This is a genomic window from Streptomyces sp. SLBN-31, assembly GCF_006715395.1.
Classification (GTDB): Bacteria; Actinomycetota; Actinomycetes; order Streptomycetales; family Streptomycetaceae; genus Streptomyces.
In genome coordinates this window covers 3511099-3533470 of record NZ_VFNC01000001.1, presented here as the reverse complement: position 1 = coordinate 3533470, position 22372 = coordinate 3511099, and the positions used below count along the sequence as shown (strand labels likewise).

Here is a 22372-nt window from a genome sequence, read left to right as displayed (position 1 = left end):
TGGTCGAAACGGGGACGGTGCGTGTGGAACAGGGTCGAGCCGAAGGGTTCGACGGGTTCGTGGCAACTCGCTGGTCGGCGTTGTTCCACCTCTCCCGTCTGCTCGTGGGAGGCGATCGGCACCGGGCCGAGGACCTGCTGCAGGAAGCCCTGGTCAAGCTCTGGTTCGTCTGGCCGCGGATCGCCGAGGAGGCCCCGGAGGCGTACGTACGCAAGGTGCTGGCGCGCGCGGCGGCACGCTCGGCACGGCGACGCTGGTGGGGCGAGAGCCCGGTCGAGCAGTTGCCGGACCTGCCCGCGGCGGGCGACGTGTCCGCGGCCGTCGCAGAGCGTTCGCGGCTGGAGTGGGCCCTGGCCCAACTCCCGCCGCGGCAGCGGGCCGCGGTGGTACTGCGCTACTACCAGGACCTTTCCGAAAAGCAGGTCGCCGAAGTACTGGGGTGCCCGGTGGGCACCGCCCGGTCCCATGCCTCGCGGGGCGTGGCCCGGCTGCGTCGCATCTTGTTCGACGTCATCGAGCCGGTGGGGTGAAGGGGAACCGATGGAGCACTTCGAACGGGAGTTGACGCGGATGATGCGCGACACCCAGGAGTACACCCCCTTCGGGGAGGAACACCGGGCGCGCCTGCGGGCCGGGGTACAGAACCGTAAGCGGGTCCGCATGGCACAGAAGGCAGCGGGTTCCGTCCTCGCGGTTGCGGGACTCGGGCTCGGCCTCTTCGTACTGCCCCACGACCCGGGGGCGGACAAGCCGCAGGCACCGCGCCCGCGGCCGACGACGAGCGAGGTGTCCCCGGCGCCGACGACACCGACCTCGGCACCCACGACGGAGCCCCCCAGCACCACGACGCCGGAGAGCACCAGCAGCGTCACCGGACCCCCGCCGTCGACGTCCACGGCGCCGCCCCCGACCGGGAGTTCATCCGCATCCGACTCCACCTCCGCCCCACCCCCGACAGCGCCGACGACGTCGCCGCCGAAGGGCACGACGACGCCCACCCCACCGGCAGCACCGTCGACGGCACCGGCTTCGGCGTCGGGCTCTGCCGGCCCCGGATAGCAGGAGCCACTCCCCCCTCGTACTGACCGCGCCCACCGCATCGCACAGCACCGCCGCACCCGCCGCACAGTCCAGCACCGCGAAACCGCCGTGCCCGCCGTCGGCATGCCTTCCGCCACGACTCGAATCTGGACGGACCGTGACAGACCTGATGAACCAACTGCCGCAGCCCACACCGGTGTCGGCGCACCACCGCGAGCCCGTCCTGGACGTGGTCGTGCCGGTGTTCAACGAGCAGGCAGATGTGGAGCGCAGCGTACGGCGGCTGCACGCCCATCTACGGGACACCTTCCCGTACCCCTTCCGCATCACCATCGCGGACAACGCCAGCACCGACGAGACCCCGCGGATCGCGGCCCGGCTCGCTGCCACGCTGCCGCAGACGCAGTGGCTCCGTCTGTCGGAGAAGGGCCGCGGCCGCGCCCTGCACGCCGCATGGTCGAACTCGCGGGCGCCGGTGCTCGCCTACGTCGACGTGGACCTGTCGACCGATCTCGCCGCGCTGTTGCCGTTGGTCGCCCCCCTCATATCCGGGCACTCCGACATCGCCATCGGCACCCGCCTGGCCCGCGGCGCCCGGGTGGTGCGCGGCCCCCGTCGCGAGGTCATCTCCCGTTGCTACAACGCCCTGTTGCGCTCCACGCTCGCCGTCGGCTTCTCCGACGCGCAGTGCGGTTTCAAGGCGGTGCGGCGGGATGTCGCCGAACGGCTGCTGCCCCTGGTGCAGGACACCGGGTGGTTCTTCGACACGGAACTTCTGGTGATCGCGGAGCGGGCCGGACTGCGCATCCACGAAGTGCCGGTCGACTGGGTCGACGATCCCGACAGCAGGGTCGACGTCCTGTCCACGGCCCTGGCCGACCTGCGGGGCATCGCCCGGATCGGCCGGGCGCTGGCCCGCGGGGCGCTGCCGACGGCCGCACTGCGCCGCAGCGGCGACGACGGGCCGTCGGGCGGTCTGGCCGGCCAACTGCTGCGGTTCTGCGCGGTGGGAGCCGTCAGCACCGTCGGGTACGTACTGCTGTACGCGGCATTGCGCCCCGCCACCGGGGCGCAGGCCGCCAACGCGATCGCGCTACTGGTCTGCGCTCTGGCCAACACGGCGGCGAACCGGCGGCTCACCTTCGGGCTGCGAGGCCACGGCGGCGCGCTGCGCCACCACGCCAAGGGCCTGCTGGTCTTCGCCATCGGCCTGGCCCTCACCAGTGGATCACTCGCCGCGCTGCACCACCTGTTCCCCGCGGCGGCACGGACCGCGGAGATCGCGGTGCTCGTCGCCGCCAACCTGGCAGCCACCCTCGTCCGCTTCGCGCTGTTGCGCGCCTGGGTGTTCCGCGCCCGCCGGCACGGGACGGACTCCGCGACCGCATGAACGACACGCTGACCCCGGCCACGCGCCCCGACACCCACTCCCCCGCGCCCACCGGCGGGACCCGCGTCGCCTCCCTGCTCCACCCGGCGTGGCGCCAACTCCGTTACCACGGACCCGTCCTGGCGATGTACGGCATCCTGAAGTTCATCGGGTTCGCCGTCTTCATGCACCTGCTGGACTCCAACGGAGACTTCCGCAGGAAGAACCCGCGCTTCGGCGGCGGCGCCCACGCGTGGGACGTCCTGGCCAGTTGGGACGGCTGGTGGTACCAGCAGATCGCCGCACACGGCTACGACCCGGCCCTCGTCCGGATCCCCGAGGCCTCGGGTCTGATCACCCTGGAAGGCAACTCGGCGGCGTTCTTCCCGCTCTACCCGGGCACCATGCGGCTCGTCTCCTCCTGCACGGGCCTTGGCCTCTACGGCGGGGGAATGCTGGTCTCGATCCTCGCCTCGTTCGTGGCCGCGCTCGGCGTCTACGCCGTCACCGCCCGCTTCGGCGGCCGTCGCGCGGGCCTCGCCGCGGCCGGACTGTGGGCCGTGTGGCCCGGTTCCGGCGCCGAGTGGTCCGGGTACTCCGAGTCGCTCTACGTCGCCCTCGCCGTCTGGGCCTGCCACGCGGTGATGAGCGACCGCTGGCTGACCGCGGGCGTCCTCACCTTCACCGCAGGCCTGGCCCGCCCCACCGCGCTCGCACTCATAGCCGCCCTCACCGTCGCGGCACTGCGAACACTGCACCACCGGCAGGAAGACGTCGCCCGCCCGATGACCGCGATCCTCATCGCCCCCCTCGGACTCATGGGCTACCTCCTCTGGGTCGGTGACCGAATGGGCGACCTGACCGGCTACTTCAAACTGCAGAAGGGTGCCTGGGCCCACACCTTCGACTACGGCAGCCAGACACTCGACGTCTTCACCTCCCTGGCCGTGGGCCGCACCGACTACCTCTTCCCGAGCCCGTTCGAGGACGTCATCGGCGCGCTGGTCGTCCTGACGGGCCTGCTGCTGATCCCCTTCCTGATCCGGCTCCGCCCACCTGGCGTGCTGACCGTCTACACCGTCCTCACCTTCGTCCTGGTCCTGGGCAGCCAGCAGATCTTCGGCAACGTCTCGCGCTATCTGCTCCCCGCCTTCCCCCTGTTCATCCCGCTGGCCGTACGCCTGCGCACGGTCGGCCTGCCCCTGCTGTGCGCACTCCTGGCCGTCGTGGCGGTGGCGTCGGGTTCGTACGCCGGATACGCGTTGTTCGAGCTCGGGGTTCCGTGACGGGCCCGCAAGGCGGGCGGGTGTGGTTGTGCGGCGCCGTCGGGACGGCTTCGTCGAGGTGCCGGCCCGACGACTTCCGTGACGGCATCGATGCCACTAAATTTGGCGTCATGACTGCCATCACCCTCCGCATCCCCGACGCGATGGACAAACCGCTGCGCGACGCGGCCGCCGACGCACCCTCACTGAACGACTACATCCTGCGCGCCGTGCGCCGTCAGATGACGCTCGATGCGGCCCGCAAGCTCGCCTCCATCGCGCCCCTCGACCTCACCGGCGAGGGCGACGCCCTGTGACCATCCGCAAGGGCGATGTGTGGGACGTCGACACCGGCAAGGGAACCCGCACCGTCCTCGTCGTCAGCCTCGACGGCCTCGCCGAGGCCTACAACGCCGTCGTCGTCCTGGTCCTCCACGCCCCCGCGCAGCACCCCGACACGGCGATGAGCGTGCACCTGACCACCCCGGTCGACGCCTCCCTCGTCGCCGTGAACCTCCTCCAGCTCTCCGCCATCCGCTTCGAAACCGGCACGCTGCACGGCAACATCGGCGCGGAGCAGCAAGAGCTCGTCGACAACGCGATCCGCGCGGTACTCGACCTCTGAGAGGTGTGAACCGCACGGGTGGGCCTACGGCGGCTGACTTCACGCCGCCCCAGGGTCTTACTTGGACTCGACCCGCCCGACCGCATCGAGGTCGGACGCCGGCGCCTCGCACTCGGCCTGCCACGGGGAGACGCCGGACTGGAGCTGCGCGCGGAGGTAGGCCGCGGTGAGTTTCTGATGTCGATCAGGTCGATCTCCGTCCAGGCCAGGCGCCCGGCCTGGACCTCGCGCGCACGCGACGGACGCTGAGTCGCCAGCCACTCCTGTTCTTCCCCATGCGTCACCCGGCCACGATGCCACGCCCACAGCCGTCGGCACCGGTGATACGACATCGCGGTCAGCACGACTCTCCGCACCGGCTCGTCCCCGCCTCCCGGTGCGGGACATACCCGGGGTCAGACGGCCTAATCGATATCGGATCGCGTGACGTGGGCGCCCGCTGGCACGCTCTGCGCATGAACCACGCAGAGGTACTGCTCATCGGAGGACGTGCCGGTGTCGGCAAGACGACGGTGGGGTGGGAGGTTTCGGCGCTGCTGCGCTCCCAGGCAGTGGCTCACGCGATCATCGATGGTGACTTCATGGGTCAGGTACATCCCGCACCGGAGGGGGACCCTCACCGCGCGGAGATCACCGAGAGCAATCTGACCGCCGTGTGGGCGAACTTCGCCCGGCGCGGCTACCGGCGCCTGATCTACACGAACACCGTGAGCGTGCTGCCCGAGGCGACCGGCATGTTCGAACGTGCCATGGGGGCCGGGGTGAGGATCACACGCGTCCTGCTGACCGCCTCCGACATCACCGCCCGGGAGCGGCTGTTGGGACGAGAACTCGGCTCGGAGCTGGAACAGGAGCTGGAAGGAAGCGTCCGCAAGGCGCGGCTCCTGGATCAGCGGGCCCACGCAGCGACCGTGCGCGTGGCGACGGACGGCCGGGGCGTCGTCGACATCGCACGGGAGGTTGTGACCACCAGCGGTTGGGCCGAGCCACCCACCACTCGCAGATCGTGATCCCACGGGGGCGTCACGGGGCCGCCCCCTCCGTCTCGTCGCGTACCGCCGTGTGACGGAGTTCGACGCAGCATTCGCCCGGGCGCGGAGCCAGAACCGCCTCGACTGCCGGAGCGCGCAGTCCTTGCAGATAGCCGGTGAGGAAGGCGTGGTTCATGCCGCAGACGAGGTCGGGGGCCTGGGCGGCTACGGGGTGGAAGGGGCAGTTGCGCAGTCGTAGCCGGTCGGGGGCCTCGCGTGAGGGTTCGAAGCCGTGCCGGTCGAGCATGCGCTCACACAGGGTCAGACCCCGCTCGGCGCCGAGCCGGCCGGGGCGCGTCTGAGTGCGTTCCTCCTCGCCGAGTTGTTGGCCCCGTTGTCCGGCCGTGCGCATCGCCGCCTGGACCGCGGTCTCGTGCTCGCCTTCGGTCACGACTGCCTGGACGAGCAGGTCGGCCAGGAGCTCGTGGCGGCGGTCGGGGATGCTGACGCGGATCGGCGTGTCGGTGGGCTCGTACACCTTGGGCTGCCTGCCCACTTTGCGGACGCCCGTGGGAGAGGCGTAGCGGGCGCGCAGCAGGCCGGCGTCGACGAGCTTGTCGAGGTGGAACGCGGCGAGTTTGCGGGAGATGCCGGCGCTGGCGGCCGCCTCGTCGCGTGTGACGGGGCGACGGGCGCGGCGGATGAAGGCGAACATCTGCCGCCGGGTGCCCTCGCCGAGCGCGCTGACGGATTCGATCGCGGCGTCGTCGGAAGAGGTGGGCGGGGTCATGTCGGAGGTCACATCATCACGGTAACGCCAACTGTCCTCGGCGTGGGCGAATCGCGCGTGCTTGAGCTGGAGGACTTGACCACCTCCCGGAATAAGACCAAGATTTGTTGGTGAAATAAGGAGGTGGCCCCGATGACCACGCCTCATCAGCCGCATCAGGCCAAGCAGCCGGTCAGTGCCGCGCTTGCCGGCCCCTATGGGCACCCGTTCCACCCGATCCTCGTCACCGTGCCGATCGGAGCCTGGGCGGCCGCCCTGGTCTTCGACATCGCCTCCCACCTCGTGAAGGGGCCGGAGTTCTTGTCCCGGGGGGCGATGTGGCTGATCGCCCTCGGCGTCATCGGCGCCCTGGCGGCGGCCACGGTGGGCTTCCTGGATCTGTTCGCCATCCCGACCGGTACCCGTGCTTTCCGGGTGGGCCTGGTCCACATGACCTTGAACCTGCTGGTGACCGCCGCCTACCTCGGCAATTTCCTGTGGCGGCACGCCGGTGGAGGCCCCTCCGGCAGCGTGGGGGCGGGGCAGCTGGCGCTCAATGCCGCCACCTTCGTCGTACTGGGCGTCTCGGGATGGCTGGGCGGCAAGTTGTCCTACCGCTACGGCGTCCGGGTCGCCGACGAGGCGACCCAGGCCGAGGGGTTCACCCCCGCACACGCCGAGAAGCTCACCCCCGTACAGCCAGGTGCACAGGGTCGCACCGGCTGACCCGGCCGTTTCTTCCTTCTGTCCGGCATCGGCTCCCTCTGTCCGGCATAGGCCTGGGCAGCCGCTTTCCCCAACTGGAGTTCTCATGGACATCGCCGCACTGGTCACCTGGGTGATCACCGCTCTCGGCGGCTTCTACATGCTCGGCACCTGGCTCTCACGCGGCGGTGCCCGCGGCGGCAGCAGCCACCTCCCGGTCCCGGTGATCTTCGGCCACTTCGCCCTCGCCGCGATCGGACTGGTCGTATGGATCGTCTACGTCGTCGCCGACAAGGAGGCTCTGGCCTGGACCGCCTTCATCCTGCTGGTACCCGTCGCGCTGCTCGGATTCGTCATGCTGGCCCGCTGGATCCCGGTCCACCGCTCGCACGCCACCGTCCCGGCGGGAGCAGGAGCAGGAGCAGGCGCCGCATCCGGAGCCGGAGCCGGACAGGACGTTCCCGCTGAGCGGCACTTCCCCGTCGCCGTGGTCATCGCGCACGGGCTGTTCGCCGTGGCGACCGTGTTGCTCGTCCTGCTGTCCGCCCTGAGTGTCGGGGGCAGCTGACATGTCCCAGCACCACGCCGCCCTGTCGCATTCGTCCGAGCCGATACCTCAGCAGGTGCCTGCCCTGCATGTGGTCTCCCCCGTCGAGCAGGAGACCGACCTGGCAGCCGCCGAGCAGGCCGCCGGGCAGTTCCTGCGAGCTCTGGGCATCAGCACCGACTCCGAGAGCCTGCGCGGCACTCCGGGCCGTATGACACGCGCCTATGCCGAGTTGTTCTCGCCCCGCTCGTTCGACCTGACGACCTTCCCCAACGACGAGGGGTACGACGAACTCGTCCTGGCCCGCAACATTCCCCTGCGGTCGGTGTGCGAGCACCATCTGCTGCCCTTCGTCGGCACCGCCCACATCGGCTACCTGCCGGGCCGACGGATCCTCGGACTGTCCAAACTCGCCCGCATCCTGGAACACTTCGCCTGTCGGCCACAGGTACAGGAGCGCCTCACCAAGCAGGTGGCGGACTGGCTGCAGAACCAGCTGCAGCCCAAAGGCGTCGGGGTGGTCATCGAGGCCGAGCACACCTGCATGACCCTGCGCGGCGTCCAGGCCACCGGCACCACCACCATGACTTCCACCCTGCTAGGCCTGCTGCGCACCGACGCCCGCTCGCGCAGCGAATTCCTCACACTGACCGGCCTGCCCGGCTGACAACCGCTCCCCCGCGTACCGAAAGACCCACTACATGGAAATCTGGATCAACCCCGGCTGCAGCAAGTGCGTCTCCGCGCTCTCGATGCTGGACGCGGAAGACGCCTCCTACACCGTGCGGCACTACCTTGAGGAACCGCCCACGGCGCAGGAGATCGAGGAGGTACTGCTGCGCCTCGGGCTGGAGCCATGGGACATCACCCGCAGCAACGAACCCGAAGCGGCCGAGCTCGGCCTTTCCGCACGGCCCCGCGAAACCGCCTCCCGCGCGCGCTGGATCAACGCGCTGGCCACCCACCCGTCCTTGATCCAGCGACCGATCATCACCGCGGACGACGGGACCACGGTGATCGGCCGCACACCGGACGCTGTCCGGTCCGTCCTGCCCTAGACGCGCCGTCGCCGCCGGCCCGGGTCTGCCGCGAACGATCCCCGGGCCGGCACGCGCGGCCTCAGCGACCCAGCACCACCGCCAGCCGCCGACCGGCTCAGCCGGTGACCGCCTCGACGAGGGTCCAGATGGCAAGGCCCGCCATGCAGAGGGCACCGAAGCGCTGCACGGTCTTCAGCGGCACCTTCTTGGCGATGAACCGCCCGGCCAGCAGGGCCAGGGCGGAGACAGACATCAGGGCGGCGGCGGATCCGATCGCGGTGGGCAGCCAGCCGTTCGTGGCGGCAAGGTTGGCCGTGGTGATCTGCGTCAGATCACCCCATTCGCTGATGAACACGGCCATGAAGGCAGTGGTGTAGACGGGCCAGAAACCGGTGACGGTCTTCCCGGCGGTCTCGTCCTCATCGTCGCCCGACCCTCGCAGCAGGACGACGGCGCCGAAGGCGAACAGGGCGGCGGAGACGAGTTTGACGGCCAGGGTGGGCAGCAGGCTGAGCAGGCTGCCGGCGCCCACGGCGATGGTCACGTGCACGACGAATGCCGTGGAGGTGCCGAACCACACGTACAGCGGCCGCATGCGGGTGCCCATGGCCAGCGAGGCGAACATCGTCTTGTCGGGCAGCTCCGCGAGGAAGATCAGTCCGAACGCGGTGACGAGCGCCACGGGGTCGAAGGTCATTACTGGTGCTTTCTGCCGGGGCCGGGCCACGGGCTCGTGAGGCACCCAGGCGGGCGACGGGAAGAACCACTCGGCCCGGCATGACGGAGCGGCCCGCACAGCCGTGCGGGCCGGGTCTTGCCTTGGCCGAAGGTCTCGTCCACCCCCGCACCATGTGATGCGAGAGCCCGGAGGCCGGGACATCCGTGGACATCCAGTATGTCGACCTGCCGGTGTTGCGGGACTACTCCCCTTCGCTGCCGACCAGTGTAACGGCCGCCGGACGGTCCGCAGGCAGCGGCTTCCGACACGAGGGCTCAATCCCCCTGTCTCCCTCACCAACGGCCGGGGTGCGCCGCCACGCGAGCACCGACTGCACCATCGCCGCATCCCCCTTCCGCCGCGAGATGCATCACTCCAGGTGGTGCGGTCTTGGCCATGTTCGCGACACGCGGTACGGTCGCTGGGATATCGACGACGGCAAGACGGAAGCCGGTGGGAATCCGGAACGGTCGCGCCACTGTGTGCCTGCGCCTCGCGAAGAGGTGGCGGCGAGTCAGACCCGTAGCCGTCGTCATGTGCACCACCGAGATGGGACGCGAACTCCCAGAGGAGGCCCTGCCATGGCGCAGCATGTCGCCCAGCCGACTGCCACCACTCCCGCTCTTCCCGCCAAGCTGCCGATCGGCGCGATCGCTCCTTGGGCGGTCTTCTTCGGCATCCTGATGCTGGTCCTGCTGTACTTCGTCGGCGCCGAGCAGGGCGCCACCTCCGTGTTCAACGGCACGGACGTTCACGAGTGGGTGCACGACGCCCGCCACCTGCTCGGCTTCCCCTGCCACTGAGGCAAGGGACACCGAGCGCTCCATGAACTCCGCAACGGTAAGAAACCTCCTCGTGCGCGGCATGCTCGCCGGCCTCGCGGCCGGCGTGCTCGCGCTGGTCGTGGCCTACCTTCTCGGCGAGCCGTACGTCGACAAGGCGATCGCCTTCGAGGAGGGCCACTCCCACGGGCACGAGATGGAAGTGGTCTCCCGCTCCCTGCAGTCCACCGCCGGCCTGGCCACCGGCGTCCTCATCTACGGGGTCGCCTTCGGCGGCATCGCCGCCCTCGCCTACGCCTTCGCACTCGGCCGCGTCGGCCGCTTCACCCCCCGCGCGACGGCACTGCTGCTGTCCGGCTGCGCACTGCTCACCGTCTACGTCGTCCCCTTCCTGAAGTACCCGGCCAACCCGCCGTCCGTCGGCCACCCCGACACCATTGGCAAGCGGACCACCCTGTACTTCCTGATGATGGTGCTCAGCGTCCTCCTCACGATCGCCGCCACGATCTTGGGCAAGCGCCTGGCGCCGTCCCTGGGCACATGGTGGGCGACCGTGGTCGCGGTGGCCGCCTTCGTGCTGGTGATCGGGCTCGCGTACGCGTTCCTGCCCGTCGTCAATGAGGTGCCGAGAGAGTTCCCGGCCACCGTGCTGTGGCGCTTCCGGCTCTCCGCGCTGGCCATCCAGATGGCTTTGTGGACCGGATTCGGTCTGGTCTTCGGCGAGTTGGCCGAACGGCTGCTGAATCCCAAGCCCGCCGCGGCTGCCACGGCACGCCAACCGGCGGCCGGCCTCAACTGACAGGCGCCGCCACACGCGAGAGGGTCCACGGAACCGTCCGAGGGCCCTCTGGCGTTTTCCGGCACCTCAGCCGTCGGTGTCCCGCCCGCCGAGAGGGCGCCCCACACGCAGGTTCCAGCGTCCCGCTCGGCCGCTGATCTCCGTCGCCGTGAGAGGCGCCACGTCGATGCGCCAGAAGACCGTCGGCGGCGCTTGCGACACCTGCACCACCACGGCCCGCACGACATCGGGCTCCACGACGGCGATCGTGCGGTCGTCCGCCACGTACTCGCTGTCCAGCCACTGTCCGATGCGCGAGCACAGCTGCTGCACCGACTCCCCGCCGTGAGGCGCCGAAGCCGGGTCGGCGAGCCACTGCGCCACCGCCTCCGGCTCGGCCGAGCCGACCTCGTCGAGCGTGCGGCCCTGCCACCGGCCCACGTGCAGGCCCGCGAGTTCCGCCCGAGGGTCACCCTCGCGCAGTCCGAGTGCGGCGGCCGTCTCCCGGCAGCGCAGACTGGGGGAAGTGAGGACACGGGCGGGCGAACGCGGCGTCCAGGCCGCCGCCCCGGCCCGCGCAGTACCGCTCTCATCGAGCGGGGTCCGGCCGTCGTCGAAGCGAGCCTGGCGCAGGGACGGGTTGCTCGCGGGCGAGATGAGGATGACGCGGCTGGTCACGCGGTCGCTCCTGGAGTCTCGAACATGAGTGGGACGCCACCGGACGGGCACTGCCGGAGCGCGTCTGAAGGCTATCGTTCCGTGCAACAGCCCACCTCACCGTGTCCGGAGCGCGCCGCGGCGGTCCCTGCCGGTCACCGCGGCGGCGTCCACCGAACGCGCCGCCAGTAGAATCGGCGTCCGTGGCGGACACCCAGTACGAAGACCTGTTGCGGCTGGTGCTCACGTCCGGGACGGCCAAGGCCGACCGGACGGGCACCGGGACCCGAAGTGTCTTCGGACACCAACTGCGCTACGACCTCTCGCAGGGGTTCCCGCTGATCACCACCAAGAAGGTGCACCTGAAGTCCATCGTGTACGAGCTGCTGTGGTTCCTGCGCGGCGACTCGAACGTCGGCTGGCTGCGCGAGCACGGCGTCACCATCTGGGACGAATGGGCCGACGCGAACGGTGACCTCGGCCCGGTCTACGGCGCGCAGTGGCGCTCTTGGCCCGCCCCGGACGGCCGGCACATCGACCAGATCAGCAACGTCCTCGACACACTGCGCCGCGACCCCGACTCCCGCCGGATGCTCGTCTCCGCGTGGAACGTCGCCGAGCTGGACAAGATGGCGCTGGCGCCGTGTCACGCCTTCTTCCAGTTCTACGTCGCCGACGGCAGGCTCTCCTGTCAGCTGTACCAGCGCAGCGCGGACCTGTTCCTCGGCGTCCCGTTCAACATCGCGAGCTACGCCCTGCTCACGCACATGGTGGCGCAGCAAGTCGGCCTCGAACCGGGCGACTTCATCTGGACCGGCGGCGACTGCCACCTCTACGACAATCACCTCCAGCAGGTGACCGAGCAGCTCTCGCGCACGCCGTTCGAGTTTCCCCAGTTGAGTCTGCGCCAAGCGGAGTCACTGTTCGACTACGCCTACGGCGATGTGGAAATACTCGGCTACCAGCATCACCCGGCCATCAAGGCCCCGGTCGCGGTGTGACCGACGGCGGCACACTCTCCCGGACCTGTCCGACCGCATCTGCACGCTGATGCCCTTCGGGTATCACAGGTGACGAAAGAGGTCTTGGACGCATTCCGGTCTCCGAGCGCAGGCTTTGAACCAGTCATCGACCGACGGAGATTGGACTCAAGATCATGAGGGTTTTCCTCACCGGTGGATCCGGATACATCGGCAGGGCGACGATCAGCGCTCTGGTCCGGCACGGCCACACCGTGGAGGCGCTGGCCCGCAGCGACCGCGCGGCCGGGACGGTCGGCTCCCTCGGAGCGGCACCGCTGATCGGCGGCCTGGGCGATCTCGGCGTACTCAACGCCGCGGCCGCCCGAGCGGAGGCGGTCGTGCACCTGGCGCAGGCCGAGACCGGGGCCGAGGACCTGGCAGCCGCCACCGCCATGCAGGACGGCATCGGTACCGGCACGTACGTGCACACCGGCGGGACCTGGGTCTACGGAGACACCGACGGCGTCGCCGACGAGACCGCCGCCTGGAACCCGCCGGCCCTGGTCGCCTGGCGCAAACCCGTGGAAGACGCCGTCCTGGAGCGCGCGCGTCACGGCGGTCGCCCCGTCGTGGTGCGACCCGGCCTGTTGTACGGCGGCGAGAACCGTCTGATCGACATCTTCTACACCACCCCGGGCAAGGAAGCGGGCGCCGTCCCCTGCATCGGCGACGGTGCGAACCACTGGGCGCTGGTGCACGTCGACGACATCGCGGAGTTGTACGTCGCCGCGCTCGACGCGAAGCCCGGAGCGGAGTACGTGGGCGTCGGCGGGGTCAACCCGACCGCGAAGGAATGCGCGCTGGCCATCGCCCGCTCTGTCGGCCTCGACGGCAAGATCGCGTCGGTCACCCTGGAGGAGGCCCGCCTGCAGATGGGCCCGATCGCGGACGCCTTCGCCGTGGACCAGCAGTTCACTCCGGCGCGTGCCGAGGCCGAACTCGGGTGGACACCAGCGCACACCGACCCGCTGGCCGTCCTCGCAGCCGGCAAGTGATCCACCCGGACGAAGCCGCGCACCGGCTGCGAGGGCTCCCACAGCCGGAAGGGTAGATTCGTGATCGGTTGCCGCGGCCGCGTGCCCCTGGGCGGCCGCGGCAAAGCGCCTATCGCCAAGGCGGCGCGCGTAGCGAGGAAGCGGTGATTCCGGGTGGATCTCGACCTGCGGAAGCTCCGTTACTTCGTGGCGGTGGCGCAAGAGCTGCACTTCGGGCGGGCGGCCGAGCGGCTGCACATCGCGCAGCCCGTGCTGTCCCGACAGATCCGCAGCCTGGAGGACGAGCTCGGGGCGGAAGTGTTCACCCGTGACCGCAGGGGCACTGTGCTCACCGCAGCGGGAGAGCAGCTGCTGGAGGACGCCGTTCCCCTGCTCGCCTCGGCCCAGGCACTGCTCACGCGCGTGACGGCGGCGGCACACGACACCCAGACGCTGACCATCGGCTTCATGCCCGGCATCACGGTCACCCCTGCCATGGTCGCGTTCGCCGCACGGCACCCGGACGTGAACGTGCGCCTGTTGCGCACCACGTGGGACGACCAGGTGGAAGTGCTGCAGGACGGCCGGGCAGACATCAGCATCGTACGGCTGCCCATCAACGAGCACGGCTTGGAGGTGCGGCCACTCTTCCGGGAGCCACGGGTCGTCGTCCTGCCTGTCGGGCATCCCTTGGCGGACCGGAAGTCGGTGACCGTCGCCGATCTTGCCTCCGAGCACCTTCTGCAGGACCCGAATGCCGTTCCCGAGTGGCGCCATGTGGCTGTGGAGCTGAGGGGCAATCGGCGACCCGAGGTTCCGGTGATCCATCAGGTCGAGGAGAAGCTCGAACTGGTGGCCGCCGGTGCCGGGATCTGTGTGCTCCCGCTGTCCACCGCCGGCTTCTACACCCGGGCGGACGTGGTCGCACTGCGCGTCGACGGCATCGGCCCCAATGAGGTGGCCCTGGCGTGGGTGGCCGGCCGCCGGTCCCCACTCATCCACGACTTCGCCGAGGCCGCGGCGGATTCCCTCGCCGATGTTCATCCGGAAGCACACGGGCCGGCGCCGCAGTAGATGGCCGGGGACCCACCGGCCGCTTACACGATCCTTCCGCGCGCGGCCGACCGGCGGACGGCTGCCCGGGCCGGTCGGGGCCCGGGCAGCCGCGTACGGCGGGAGTGGGTCAGGGAGTCAGCTGCCAGCGCGCGATGTAGCCGACGTCGATGGACGCCTTGTCCTGAACGCGCAACGTCCACTTGCCGTTGAGCGGTTGTGCGGACGCGTCGATCGTGAACGTCTGGTCGACGTTGTCGGCGGAGCCGCCGCTGCGGTTGAGCAGGGAGTAGACGGTGCCGTTCGGTCCGACCAGGTCGACGGTGAGGTCACCGCGGTAGGTGTGGACGATGTTGACGTAGACCGAGGTGGTCGCGGAGGCGTTGCCGTCGCGGCCGGTGATGGTGACCGGCGACTCCACGGCGGGTCCGTTGTCCGGGATGTCCACGCGGTTGGCGTTGGCGTAGACGTAGGCGATGCGCCAGCTGAAGGTCTTCGAGGTGGAGGCGCCGGTGCTGTCCGTGACCGTGATCGTGACGTCGCTCGTGCCGAGGGTGGTCGGCGTGCCGGTGATCAGACCGCTCGGGCTGATGCTCAGACCGTCGGGCAGCCCGGTGGCCTCGTAGGTGAGGGAGGCTGCGGTGTTGGTGGTGTAGGCGTCCAGTTGGAGGCTCACCGCCTGGCCGATGCCGCTGATCTGGTCGCCGATCAGGGCGAGGTTGACGCCGAGGGCGATGCGGTTGCCGACGTTGATCGCCGCCCAGGCATCGGCGACGGCGAGGTAGGTCGGGCTGTATGCGCCGAAGAGGTCGGCGGCGGCGGACAGGGTGGCGGTGCGGGCGCCCGCGTAGTCGGTCGTCGAGGTCATGTAGGTGGTCAGGGCGCGGTACCAGATGGCGGCGGCGTTCTGGATGCCGATGCCGGTGACGGATTGGCCGTCGTACGTCGGGCTGTCGTAGGACACGCCGTTGACGGTCTTGGCGCCGCTGCCCTCGGAGAGCAGGTAGAAGAAGTGGTTCGCGGGGCCCGAGGAGTAGTGGACGTCGATCCCGCCCAGGGTGGAGCTCCAACTGTCGCGGGAGGCACCGTCCTTGGAGGGCTTGTCCATGTAACGCAGCGGTGTGCCGTCACCGTTGATGTCGATCTTCTCGCCGACGAGGTAGTCGCCGGGGTCGGCCGGGAGGTTCTCGTGGAACTCCACGGCGGCGGCGAAGATGTCGGAGGTCGCCTCGTTCAGACCACCGGACTCGCCCGAGTAGTTCAGCCCCGCGGTGGCGGCGGTGACACCGTGGCTCATCTCGTGGGCCGCCACGTCCAGCGCGGTCAGGGGGTGGGAGTTGCCGGAGCCGTCGCCGTAGGTCATGCAGAAGCAGGAGTCCTGCCAGAAGGCGTTGACGTAGTTGTTGCCGTAGTGGGCACGGCTGTAGGCGGCGACGCCGTCGTTGCGGATGCCGTTGCGGCCGTACATGTCCTTGTAGTAGTCCCAGGTGGCCGCGGCGCCGAAGGCCACGTCGACGCCGGCGGTCTGCCGGTTCGACGGCTGGCCGTCGCCCCAGGCATCGTTGTCATCGGTGAACAGCGTGCCGGTCCCGGACGTGCCCTGGTTGAGGTCGTACGTCTTGTGTCCGGCACGGTCGGGGTCGACGAGCTGGTACGTCGATCCCGAGGGGGTGGTGCCGAGCGGAACCGTGCCGACGTACTGGCCGGTGCCCGTACCGGTCTCCACCTTCTGCGCGGCCAGCAGCTGCTTGCCCGATCCGGCGTCGGTGACGACCTGCAACTCGCTTGGGGTGCCGTCCCGTTGGACGCCGTCGACGACGCTCTCCCAGGCCAGGACGGGCTTGCCGGTGCCCGCCCACACCACCAGGCGCGGCTTCTTCGCCATCCGGGAGCCGGTGACCTTGGCACGCTTCGAGGCGGCCTCGGCCCGGTCGGCGGCCCCCGCCGCGGTGATCTTCGGACGGAGCGAGGGCAGTGAGAGGGCGGCCCGGTGCGCCTTGGTGAGGGCGAGGCGGCCGCTCTTGTCGTGGACGACGAGATCGCCGCCGAGCACGGGCAGACCGGCGTAAGTGCGCTCGTAGCGCGTGTGCGTGGCGCCGTCGGCGTCCCTGACGACGTCCTTGACGAGGAGTTTCTCCTTGGCGCCGAGGCCGATGTGCCGCGCTGTCTCCGCGGCCGCGGACTGCGCGCTCTTCACCAGGGCGGCGCGGCGGGCGGGTGTCAGGGAGGCCGGCAGTGCACCGGTGCGGGGCTTGGCGGTGATCTTCGCGGGGCTCGGGGCTGCCGGGGTGGCGTCGGCGTGACCGGTGACGGCCAGGGTGAGCAGGGATCCTATGGACGCGAGAGCGAGTGCGGTGGCGCGTCTGCGCCGCGGGGAGGTGCGGTGTCGCAGGGACAACGAGAACTCCTTCAGTACGACGGTCCGTTGTGGGGGCCGCGGACGGCACGGGCCGGCAGGGTGCGCCGGTCCGAGGGCTGCACGGCATGCGGGTGGAAGGAGGTGGGGGGGTGCCACGGCTGCGCCGCGTGAGGAATCTGGCAAGGAATGGTGAACTTCCGGAGAAGAGTGACACCCGACGACCTGCACTGTCATGCCTGGGGCAACTCAACGGCTTGAATTGGTCAGGAAGATCAGGCAAATCGGACCGCCTGCCACCGCTTTTCGGCCGCAGCCGGACACCTACTGCGAGTGGTCAACGTCCCTTGCGGGCAAGGGTGTTGATGGCCCTACGGTTGCCCCCGTGACCATCGAGATGCCCTACCAGCCACTTCCACTCGACCAGTCGGACGTGCGCTACGCCCACGGACCCGATTCCGCTCTGCAGCCCGGCGTGCCCGCCGGCGAGACGGTCGCGTTCGAGTGGAGGGACAGCAAGGTCTACCCGGGAACCTTCCGTAAGTTCTGGGTCCATGTGCCGGCACAGTACGACCCGACCGAACCGGCATCCTTGATGGTGTTCCAGGACGGATGGTGGTATCTGGACCCCGCGGGTGAGGTACGCGGCGCGATCGTCCTGGACAACCTCGTTCACCGCGGCGACATCCCCGTCACCATCGGCGTGTTCGTCGATCCCGGCGTCTTCCCCGGCGCGGAGAACCCGAAGAACCGCAACACCGAGTACGACGCCTTCGACGACCGGTACGTCACCTTCCTCCTCACCGAGATCATCCCGCAGGTCGCGCAACGCCATGCCATCGCCCGGTCGCCCGAACGGTGGGGCATCTGCGGCGGGAGCAGCGGCGGCAACTGCGCCTTCACCGCCGCGTGGCTGCGGCCGGACAGGTTCCGTCGCGTCATCGGATACCTGTCCAGCTTCGCGCAGATGCCGGACGGCAATCCCTACCCGGACCTCATCCCCCGCGTTCCCCGCAAGCCGCTGCGCATCTTGCTGCAAAGCGGCCACCGCGATCTGCGCTGGAACGAGCCGCAGCAAAACTGGCTCGCCGAAAACCTGCGCGTGGCCGCCGCTCTCGCCGAAGCGGGGTACGACTTCCGCCTTGTCCTGGGAGACGGCGGACACAGCCCCAACCACGGCGGCGTCCTGCTGCCGGACGCTCTGCGCTGGCTGTGGCGGACCGACACGCGGTGAGCGGTTCCCGCTGGTTCGACCTGTCCCCTTCACCCGCCTTGCGCTTGCCGCGTCCACGTAACCTCTGACCGCATGGTGTCTCTGTTCGCAGTGTTCGGTCCGCCCGCGATCACCGTCCTCCTCCTCGCCGTTGGGACATTCCCCTACGCGTTGTGGGTGACCAGGAGGAAGCCCTCACGGCCGGTTCGCTGGGCAGTGCTGGGCGGCGCGGCAGCGATCGCCGCCTACGGGGCAGGAACCGTCTACGGGATGGCCTTCACGAATCCGCTCGATGTGTGCGCGGACAAGACCGGTGCCGGCGTGTACATGGACGCCGGGCGGGACTACGGGCTGACATCGGTGAGCGTGGAAAGTTTCCCTCCGTCCCTCACCTGCCACTGGACCAGCGGCCACAGCACCGAAGCGGTGTGGTTCTGGACTGCGCCCCTGATGTACGCGGGACTGGCCTGCTCAGTGGTGTGCTGCGCCTCGCTCCTCATCAACCGAAGACGAAACCGGTGAGTGCCTCCTCGTCCGTTCGCCGCACTCCTCGTCGGGTGGGACACCTGTGCACCCTGGCTCACCACAGAATCTGGTCCGCCTTCGGCACTTGGGCGTGGGGTTTCACCCGCAGTGGGTGAAGCGACGGTCACGGGCCTGACGAAGGCTTTGCACGCACAGGTCCGTGACGGCTCCCCGCCGTGTCGTCGCGGCGTCCCTGACCTCGGAGGGGGATCACGCGAACCGGTACCCGCCCATCGCGGAGCACGGCATGGTCGGCGATCTCCAGACCGCTGCCCTTGTGTCGTCCGACGGAACCGTCGACTGGTGGTGCACGCCGCGCTTCGACTCGCCCAGTGTCTTCGCCTCACTCCTGGACGATGAACGCGGCGGCCACTGCCGCCTGGCCGTGGAGTTCCCCGACGGCGACACCATGACCGTCCGGCAGCTCTATCTGTCGGACACAGCCGTCCTGGTCACCCGGTTCATGGCACCGGGCGGGGTCGGTGAGGTGGCCGACTTCATGATGCCCAACGACTCCTCGGCCCCGACCGGCGTCCACCAGCTGATAAGGAGGGTGAAGCGGGCACTGATGTCGTTGCCGTCCTCCGCCGGCCAAGCGGCGGCAGTGGTGCTGACCAGCACGCCCAGCCAGGATCCCGCCCCACCCCGCCCGTCGCTGGAAGGGTGCGCCGACGCCCTGGAGACCTGCCGCACGTTCTGGCTGTCGTGGCTCCGCTCGTGCACCTACCGGGGCCGCTGGCAGGACATCGTGAACCGGTCGGCGATCACCCTGAAGCTGCTCACGTACGCCCCCACCGGAGCGCCCATCGCCGCCGCGACCATGGGTCTGCCCGAGCAGATCGGCGGCGAGCGCAACTGGGACTACCGATACACATGGATCCGGGACGCATCGCTGTCGGTCAGAGTACTCATCGACCTGGGTTTCTACGACGAGGCGCAGGCCTTCCCTCGCTGGCTGCGCGACCGCATCGAAGCCAAAGCCACGCCCTCGGCGGACCCCCTCCAGATCATGTACCGGGTCGACGGCGACCCCCACCTGACCGAGGACACCCTCGACCACCTCGAGGGCTATCGAGGATCCCGGCCGGTGCGTGCGGGCAACGCGGCCGCCGACCAACTCCAGCTCGACATCTACGGCGAGGTGTCCGACGCGCTGATCGTGGGCGGGGACATCGGCGCGGTTCGCGGATGGAAGGCACTGAGCGACGTACTGGACTGGCTCGCCGCCCACTGGGACCAGCCCGACGAGGGGATCTGGGAGACCCGGGGCGGGCGTCAGGACTTCACCTACAGCCGTCTGATGACCTGGGTTGCGTTCGACCGCGGTATCCGCGCGGCCACCGAATTCTCCCGCCCCGCCGACATCGCCCGCTGGACCGGCGCGCGCGACACAGTCTTCCGTCAAATCATCGAACGCGGCTGGCACGACAAGCGCCAGGCCTTCGTACAGCACTACGACACCGACGTCCTGGACGCCTCACTCCTGCTGATGCCGCGCGTGGGCTTCCTCTCGCCCCACGACCCCGACTGGTTGAGCACGCTGGACGCCATGGACAAGGAACTGGTCAGCGAACAGTCTCGTCTACCGCTACGACCCGGCGGCATCCCCCGACGGACTGCGCGGCTCGGAAGGAACTTTCAACCTGTGCAGCTTCTTCTACGTCGAGGCACTCGCGCGCAGCGGCCGGCTCCACCAGGCCCGCCATGCCTTCGACAAGATGCTCACCTATGCCAACCATGTCGGCCTGTTCGCCGAGGAGATCGGCCCTTCGGGCGAGCAACTCGGGAACTTCCCACAGGCATTCACCCACCTCGCCCTGGTCACCGCGGCCATGGCGCTCGACGAAGAGCTGGAGAATGCGCACAGCGGACCGCGCCACGGCAACCACGGGAATCCTGCAACGCGTGGACTGACGGTGCCGAACGAGGACACAGGCGGGGGCGTCACCGGTGGCTCAGACGGCCGGGACGAGCCGGCCGGCAGGTCCGAGACGAGCGCTGGCCGCCCTCGCGCTGGCGCAGTTCATCTGCAGCTTCGCGGGCTCCAACATGAACGTGATGATCAATGACATCAGCGAGGACCTGGACACCACCGTCCAAGGAGTCCAGGTGGCCATCACGATCTTCCTGTTGGTGATGGCCGCGCTGATGATCCCGGGCGGCAGTCTCACCGACCGCTACGGCCGCAAACGGTCTTCCTGACCGGCCTGGGCGTCTACGCGACAGGGGCCCTGCCAGCGCCGCCGCTCCGGGACTCGGCGTCCTGATCGTCGGCAACTCGATCCTCGAAGGCATCGGCACCGCGCTGCTCATCCCACCCGTCTACATGCGCGGCTACGACGCCATCCAGACCGGCGTCGTCTTCAGGGCGGCCACCTTGGGCCTGCTGGCGTCGTCCCTGTCCTCCGAGCGCCCGGCCCGCCGCCTCCCCCGGAGAACCCTCATCACGTCCGGCTTCGTCGTCTCCATCGCCGGCGTGGTGGTCCTGATCATCCTGACCGAGAGCTTCTCCACCGCCTGGGCGTTCGTCCCTGGGTGCTCCTCATAGGGCTCGGCCTGGGCGTCATGCGGACCCCGTCGGTCAACGTCGTTCAGTCGAGCTTCCCCGAGGAACAACGGGGAGAGATCTCAGGGCTGTCCCGGAGCGTGTCGAACCTCGGCTCGTCCTTCGGCACGGCGATCGCGGGCACCATCCTTGCGGCCGGCCTCACTAAGGGCGCTTACGCCGCCGCGATGATCAGCCTGGCCGTCATCGGCGTCGGCGGCCTCGCCGCGGGCGTGCTCCTGCCCCGAGAATCTCGGCCCCCCGACCGCCAGAGCCTCCAGTCCCGCTGCTCCCAAGGTCCACACCTGAGCCCGGTTCCATCCTCCAGGGCCTCGGTTCCCTGGTGAGGGCTTGCAGGACCACCGCGAGTCCGCCGCCCGACACAGAGGCGAACCGGCGCCTGCCGCCGCACACCGACTCAGCGGGGCGTGAGCGCCCCCGCGATCTGCTCGGCCCAGCCGTCGATCTCGTCCCAGTCGCGGTGGTCGCCGTACCGGCAGCCCATCAGCCGGAACAGCAACCGGCCCCGGCGCGACAGATGCTCGGGCCTGATGACACCGGAGAACAGCCGATGTCCGCGCGCGGAGAACGGTACCGCGAGATCCGCCTCGATGACCGGCACCTCCTTGTACATCAGCCCCTTCCAGGGGCCGCGCAGCGCACCCGGCATGCCCACACTGAACAGCCACACCGGCCGGGAACCGGGTGCGGCGATGCCCTGGCGGACGAAGCTCCGCGCCTCGGCCAGCCACTTCTGGTCGTGCACGGCACTGCCGACGACGAACGCGTCATAACCGTTCATATCGGCGACCGCCTCCACGGCGCGCACATCGACCTCCACACCCTCCGTCCGCATTCTTGAAGCGATACGGTGCGCGATCTCGCGAGTGGACCCGTGAGCGGTCGCGTATGCCACCAGAACAGTCATGGCGATCCCTCCACGACGGACGGCACCGCCTCTCGGCTGTGCTGCGGCGAACGTCCGCCAAGTCCACCGAACGCCAAGTCGCCCGAGCCGTACAGGGTCCGTTGGCCCTGTCCCCGACAGCATTTGACCCCACGAAGTCCTCCACAGGCCCACACCCCGTCACCGACCGCCAGGGATCACCCGTGTCCGCACTCACGTATCACGCCCTCTCGCCACCTGCGTGGCCTAACCCGTCCTGCACCGTCGGGCGCAGGGACGTGCGACGACATGCCGGCCACCCTGCTCGCGGACGCCCTCACGGGGGCCACTGCATGACGCCCGCCGGAGGAGGCACAGCACGCGCCGAACGGTCGTGAACCGCCACCGATTAAGTCAATGGACAGATCCCCCGCTCGCCGATCGGAGGCAAGCTGAGGGAATCGCTCGGCGCCGCGCCGACCGCTCCGAGACGGGTCGGCCCGCTGCCGACCGTGCCCGGAGACAACGCGT

General features: G+C 69.6%; 26 protein-coding genes, 1 pseudogene and 1 riboswitch. Of the genes and pseudogenes, 22 read left to right on the top strand and 5 right to left on the bottom strand.

The features are described 5' to 3' along the window. Positions 1-23: 23 nt before the first annotated feature. From FBY22_RS16255 to FBY22_RS16225, 7 genes are all read left to right on the top strand, one after another. Complete coding sequence (locus FBY22_RS16255) at positions 24-530, top strand: SigE family RNA polymerase sigma factor (RefSeq protein ID WP_142146261.1); 507 nt, start codon at positions 24-26, stop codon at positions 528-530. A 10-nt stretch (positions 531-540) separates the two neighbouring features. Beyond that, a complete protein-coding gene (locus FBY22_RS16250) occupies positions 541-1059 on the top strand; it encodes a hypothetical protein (protein WP_142146259.1) in 519 nt (172 codons plus the stop codon). 151 nt (positions 1060-1210) lie between these two features. Beyond that, positions 1211-2431 (top strand): bifunctional glycosyltransferase family 2/GtrA family protein, encoded by a 1221-nt coding sequence (locus tag FBY22_RS16245; protein ID WP_142147711.1) that lies wholly within the window; start codon positions 1211-1213, stop codon positions 2429-2431. Next, complete coding sequence (locus FBY22_RS16240; protein WP_142146257.1) at positions 2428-3696, top strand: hypothetical protein; 1269 nt, start codon at positions 2428-2430, stop codon at positions 3694-3696. Before FBY22_RS16245 ends, FBY22_RS16240 begins: the two co-directional genes overlap by 4 nt. 110 nt (positions 3697-3806) lie before the next feature. After that, on the top strand, positions 3807-3992 hold the full coding sequence (locus tag FBY22_RS16235; RefSeq protein WP_142146255.1) for a hypothetical protein: 186 nt from the start codon (positions 3807-3809) through the stop codon (positions 3990-3992). After that, a complete protein-coding gene (locus tag FBY22_RS16230; RefSeq protein WP_142146254.1) occupies positions 3989-4300 on the top strand; it encodes a hypothetical protein in 312 nt (103 codons plus the stop codon). The genes FBY22_RS16235 and FBY22_RS16230 overlap by 4 nt, the downstream gene beginning before the upstream one ends. Before the next feature lie 455 nt (positions 4301-4755). Beyond that, positions 4756-5310: a hypothetical protein gene (locus FBY22_RS16225; protein ID WP_142146252.1), complete on the top strand. Its 555-nt coding sequence runs from the start codon at positions 4756-4758 to the stop codon at positions 5308-5310. Between the two features lie 13 nt (positions 5311-5323). Here the strand turns inward: FBY22_RS16225 and FBY22_RS16220 are convergent, their stop codons facing one another. After that, complete coding sequence (locus FBY22_RS16220) at positions 5324-6073, bottom strand: metalloregulator ArsR/SmtB family transcription factor (RefSeq protein ID WP_260844870.1); 750 nt, start codon at positions 6071-6073, stop codon at positions 5324-5326. Between the two features lie 120 nt (positions 6074-6193). Here FBY22_RS16220 and FBY22_RS16215 point away from each other — a divergent pair, with 120 nt between their 5' ends. The 4 genes from FBY22_RS16215 to FBY22_RS16200 all read left to right on the top strand — a co-directional run bounded on the left by FBY22_RS16215 (position 6194) and on the right by FBY22_RS16200 (position 8350). After that, the gene (locus tag FBY22_RS16215) at positions 6194-6766 is read left to right on the top strand and encodes a DUF2231 domain-containing protein (RefSeq protein ID WP_142146250.1); all 573 of its coding nucleotides are present in this window, start codon (positions 6194-6196) and stop codon (positions 6764-6766) included. A gap of 85 nt (positions 6767-6851) precedes the next feature. Further along, positions 6852-7313 (top strand): hypothetical protein, encoded by a 462-nt coding sequence (locus FBY22_RS16210; protein WP_142146248.1) that lies wholly within the window; start codon positions 6852-6854, stop codon positions 7311-7313. Between the two features lies 1 nt (position 7314). Beyond that, on the top strand, positions 7315-7959 hold the full coding sequence (gene folE, locus FBY22_RS16205) for a GTP cyclohydrolase I FolE (protein ID WP_260844869.1): 645 nt from the start codon (positions 7315-7317) through the stop codon (positions 7957-7959). Positions 7960-7993: 34 nt separating this feature from the next. Further along, a complete protein-coding gene (locus FBY22_RS16200) occupies positions 7994-8350 on the top strand; it encodes an ArsC/Spx/MgsR family protein (RefSeq protein WP_142146246.1) in 357 nt (118 codons plus the stop codon). 97 nt (positions 8351-8447) lie between these two features. On the opposite strand, the gene FBY22_RS16195 is transcribed toward FBY22_RS16200, so the two are convergent. Continuing rightward, entirely contained in the window at positions 8448-9029 is a 582-nt protein-coding gene (locus FBY22_RS16195) for a TMEM165/GDT1 family protein (protein ID WP_142146244.1), read from the bottom strand. A gap of 420 nt (positions 9030-9449) precedes the next feature. Then, a riboswitch (cobalamin riboswitch) is annotated at positions 9450-9595 on the top strand. Between the two features lie 36 nt (positions 9596-9631). Between FBY22_RS16195 and FBY22_RS16190 the strand changes: the two genes are divergently transcribed. Then, a complete protein-coding gene (locus tag FBY22_RS16190) occupies positions 9632-9853 on the top strand; it encodes a CbtB-domain containing protein (RefSeq protein WP_142146242.1) in 222 nt (73 codons plus the stop codon). Positions 9854-9875: 22 nt separating this feature from the next. Further along, a complete protein-coding gene (locus FBY22_RS16185; RefSeq protein WP_142146240.1) occupies positions 9876-10631 on the top strand; it encodes a CbtA family protein in 756 nt (251 codons plus the stop codon). 66 nt (positions 10632-10697) lie between these two features. On the opposite strand, the gene FBY22_RS16180 is transcribed toward FBY22_RS16185, so the two are convergent. Next, positions 10698-11288, bottom strand: coding sequence for a histidine phosphatase family protein (locus tag FBY22_RS16180; protein ID WP_142146238.1), 591 nt, complete (start codon positions 11286-11288; stop codon positions 10698-10700). A gap of 182 nt (positions 11289-11470) precedes the next feature. On the opposite strand from FBY22_RS16180, the gene FBY22_RS16175 reads away from it, so the two are divergent. The 3 genes from FBY22_RS16175 to FBY22_RS16165 all read left to right on the top strand — a co-directional run bounded on the left by FBY22_RS16175 (position 11471) and on the right by FBY22_RS16165 (position 14337). Beyond that, a complete protein-coding gene (locus FBY22_RS16175; protein WP_142146236.1) occupies positions 11471-12268 on the top strand; it encodes a thymidylate synthase in 798 nt (265 codons plus the stop codon). A 155-nt stretch (positions 12269-12423) separates the two neighbouring features. Beyond that, positions 12424-13284 carry an NAD-dependent epimerase/dehydratase family protein gene (locus FBY22_RS16170; RefSeq protein WP_142146234.1) on the top strand — a complete coding sequence of 287 codons (861 nt, stop codon included), beginning with the start codon at positions 12424-12426 and terminating at the stop codon, positions 13282-13284. A gap of 153 nt (positions 13285-13437) precedes the next feature. Further along, the gene (locus FBY22_RS16165; protein ID WP_142146233.1) at positions 13438-14337 is read left to right on the top strand and encodes a LysR family transcriptional regulator; all 900 of its coding nucleotides are present in this window, start codon (positions 13438-13440) and stop codon (positions 14335-14337) included. A gap of 109 nt (positions 14338-14446) precedes the next feature. Here FBY22_RS16165 and FBY22_RS16160 read toward each other — a convergent pair whose 3' ends face one another. After that, on the bottom strand, positions 14447-16714 hold the full coding sequence (locus FBY22_RS16160; RefSeq protein WP_142146231.1) for a M4 family metallopeptidase: 2268 nt from the start codon (positions 16712-16714) through the stop codon (positions 14447-14449). Between the two features lie 343 nt (positions 16715-17057). Between FBY22_RS16160 and FBY22_RS16155 the strand changes: the two genes are divergently transcribed. The 6 genes and pseudogenes from FBY22_RS16155 (at position 17058) to FBY22_RS45745 (ending at position 21302) form a co-directional block, all read left to right on the top strand. Further along, positions 17058-17906 carry an esterase family protein gene (locus FBY22_RS16155; RefSeq protein ID WP_142146229.1) on the top strand — a complete coding sequence of 283 codons (849 nt, stop codon included), beginning with the start codon at positions 17058-17060 and terminating at the stop codon, positions 17904-17906. 72 nt (positions 17907-17978) lie between these two features. After that, positions 17979-18407 carry a hypothetical protein gene (locus tag FBY22_RS16150; protein WP_142146227.1) on the top strand — a complete coding sequence of 143 codons (429 nt, stop codon included), beginning with the start codon at positions 17979-17981 and terminating at the stop codon, positions 18405-18407. Positions 18408-18657: 250 nt separating this feature from the next. Further along, a pseudogene (locus tag FBY22_RS16145) lies at positions 18658-20479 on the top strand (glycoside hydrolase family 15 protein). Continuing rightward, positions 20469-20612 (top strand): hypothetical protein, encoded by a 144-nt coding sequence (locus FBY22_RS45755; protein ID WP_313905404.1) that lies wholly within the window; start codon positions 20469-20471, stop codon positions 20610-20612. The pseudogene FBY22_RS16145 and the gene FBY22_RS45755 overlap by 11 nt, the downstream one beginning before the upstream one ends. Before the next feature lie 124 nt (positions 20613-20736). Continuing rightward, positions 20737-20958 carry a hypothetical protein gene (locus FBY22_RS45750; RefSeq protein WP_313905403.1) on the top strand — a complete coding sequence of 74 codons (222 nt, stop codon included), beginning with the start codon at positions 20737-20739 and terminating at the stop codon, positions 20956-20958. 17 nt (positions 20959-20975) lie between these two features. Continuing rightward, entirely contained in the window at positions 20976-21302 is a 327-nt protein-coding gene (locus FBY22_RS45745; protein WP_313905402.1) for a hypothetical protein, read from the top strand. A gap of 71 nt (positions 21303-21373) precedes the next feature. Here FBY22_RS45745 and FBY22_RS16135 read toward each other — a convergent pair whose 3' ends face one another. After that, on the bottom strand, positions 21374-21883 hold the full coding sequence (locus FBY22_RS16135; protein WP_142146225.1) for a flavodoxin domain-containing protein: 510 nt from the start codon (positions 21881-21883) through the stop codon (positions 21374-21376). Positions 21884-22372 lie beyond the last annotated feature (489 nt).